The following is a 1,529-nucleotide window of genomic DNA, read 5'->3' as shown; positions in this document are numbered from 1 at the left end:
CCGGACTCCACCTCGGCGTTCGAAAACAGAAGCCGTCCATCGAACATCATCTCGGTGTTGAGATCATATCCCGCGGCTGCCAGCGCCGTTTGCCAGTCGGGGAACAGAGGGGAAGGATCATTTTCCACCGACACCTGGAGCAGGCGGGTGCTGGCGCCGATCTGTTGATCCATGAGCACCTCGTGCGGTTCGGGCAGGGTGATGCCCTGCGGCAACCAATTGGGCAACTCGGCCCAGGCGGTTACCGGCAAGAAGAGGCTTACCGCGAGCGCGCGGACCAAGGGGAGTGACAGCTTGTTCATCTTCCGACTCCAGTTCTCCAGATCACCCGAACGATGCTATCACGATGAACGCAAAGCGTTCAGAAAAACAAACGTGCGCGCCGTCGTGCCGATCTTCCTTCTGGTGCCGCAGGTCAAGCTGCCGAAGCGGCTGGATCTGGCGCGGGATGCGGAGCGGGCGATTGACGCGGTTCTCGGCCTGATCGTCGCAAATTGGCGCAGAAGAGGTTTTTCGGAATAGGTGCCCTTGCTGCGCGCGGCGTGCGCTGTCTTCAATACGCCCATAGATTGAATTTGCAACCCCGCCATGAGGCCTGCGATGCCCACCACCCGCGAAACCATCCTTTCGGCGCTGCACAGCCAGCTTCAGGTCCTGGACGCCGTGGTGCTGCGCAACGCGGTGCTGCCGGAGCGGATCGGCCGGGAGGGGCTTTTGATCCTGCGCGATGGCGAACCGGGGGAGCCGGAGGTGACGCTGTCGCCGCTGCGCTATCATTACCAGCACCGTGCCGAGATCGAGGCGATCATGCAGGCGGCCGAGGGGCGCGATGCGGCGTTCGATTGGCTGGTCGCGAGCCTCGGCGCGGTGATTGCCGCCGACCGGACGCTAGGCGGCTTGTGCGACTGGATCGAGGCGGAAGCGCCGCAGCCGGTGGACCTGGCCATCGAGGGGGCCGCGAGCCTGAAGGCAGCGGTGATCCCGGTCGTTCTGTACTATTCGACGGCCGATCCGCTTGGTTGAGTTTTGTGGTTCACTTTGCCTTGCAGGACAGGCGACCTTCGATCATGGCGCCGGTATCGATGCTGATGGCCTGACATGTGATGTCAGCTTTCACCGTGGCGGAGGTCTTGACCACCACGCTCTCGGCTGACACCGTCCCGACAAGGTCGCCTTCGAGCGTTACGTTGCGGGCCCGGACGTTGCCTTCGATCCGGCCACCCCTGGCCAGAACAAGGGTGTCGACCGTGAGATCGCCGATGATCCTGCCGGCCAGTTCGACGATCCCGCTGCAGGTCAGCTCACCCCGGATGGTCATGCTGTCGTGCAGGACCGAGCGGCGCCGGTCGGCGAGTTGTGCCTCACGGTCGGCAGCTTCTGGCGATCGTGAAGTATCGGCTCTGGACTTTGCAAACATGGGTTTAGCAGCTCTCCGTGGTCTTTCCCGGCAGTTGCGCCCGGAAACCGGCGCAGGTCAACCCTGACGGCGCCCTCCTCAGGATAGAAGGACAATACCAATGGCACGTGCG

The 1,529-nt window shown here is 63.2% G+C and carries 3 protein-coding genes and 1 pseudogene; 2 read left to right on the top strand and 2 right to left on the bottom strand.

Translation table 11 applies throughout. From position 1 onward, the window contains the following. On the bottom strand, positions 1-302 hold a 302-nt coding region (locus ACK8OU_RS20130), incomplete at its 3' end, for a hypothetical protein (protein WP_410305112.1). Between ACK8OU_RS20130 and ACK8OU_RS20125 the strand changes: the two are divergent. Beyond that, positions 274-522, top strand: a pseudogene (locus ACK8OU_RS20125) (DUF6441 family protein); the annotation flags it as partial. The gene ACK8OU_RS20130 and the pseudogene ACK8OU_RS20125 sit on opposite strands and share 29 nt — an antisense overlap. Before the next feature lie 78 nt (positions 523-600). Further along, positions 601-1,023, top strand: a complete 423-nt coding sequence (locus ACK8OU_RS20120) for an acyl-CoA transferase (protein WP_410305111.1) — start codon at positions 601-603, stop codon at positions 1,021-1,023. Between the two features lie 10 nt (positions 1,024-1,033). On the opposite strand, the gene ACK8OU_RS20115 is transcribed toward ACK8OU_RS20120, so the two are convergent. Then, a complete protein-coding gene (locus tag ACK8OU_RS20115; protein WP_410305110.1) occupies positions 1,034-1,417 on the bottom strand; it encodes a bactofilin family protein in 384 nt (127 codons plus the stop codon). Between the last annotated feature and the right edge of the window lie 112 nt (positions 1,418-1,529).

Source organism: Pontitalea aquivivens, assembly GCF_046507575.1.
Classification (GTDB): Bacteria; Pseudomonadota; Alphaproteobacteria; order Rhodobacterales; family Rhodobacteraceae; genus Pontitalea; species Pontitalea aquivivens.
Note: the sequence above shows the minus strand (reverse complement) of the source record. Positions and strands in the feature narration are given on the sequence as shown.

Excerpts from the sequence above, each read along its gene's own strand:
- ACK8OU_RS20120 (WP_410305111.1), top strand. The coding sequence starts at position 601 with ATGCCCACCACCCGCGAAACCATCCTTTCGGCGCTGCACAGCCAGCTT.
- ACK8OU_RS20115 (WP_410305110.1), bottom strand. The coding sequence starts at position 1,417 with ATGTTTGCAAAGTCCAGAGCCGATACTTCACGATCGCCAGAAGCTGCC.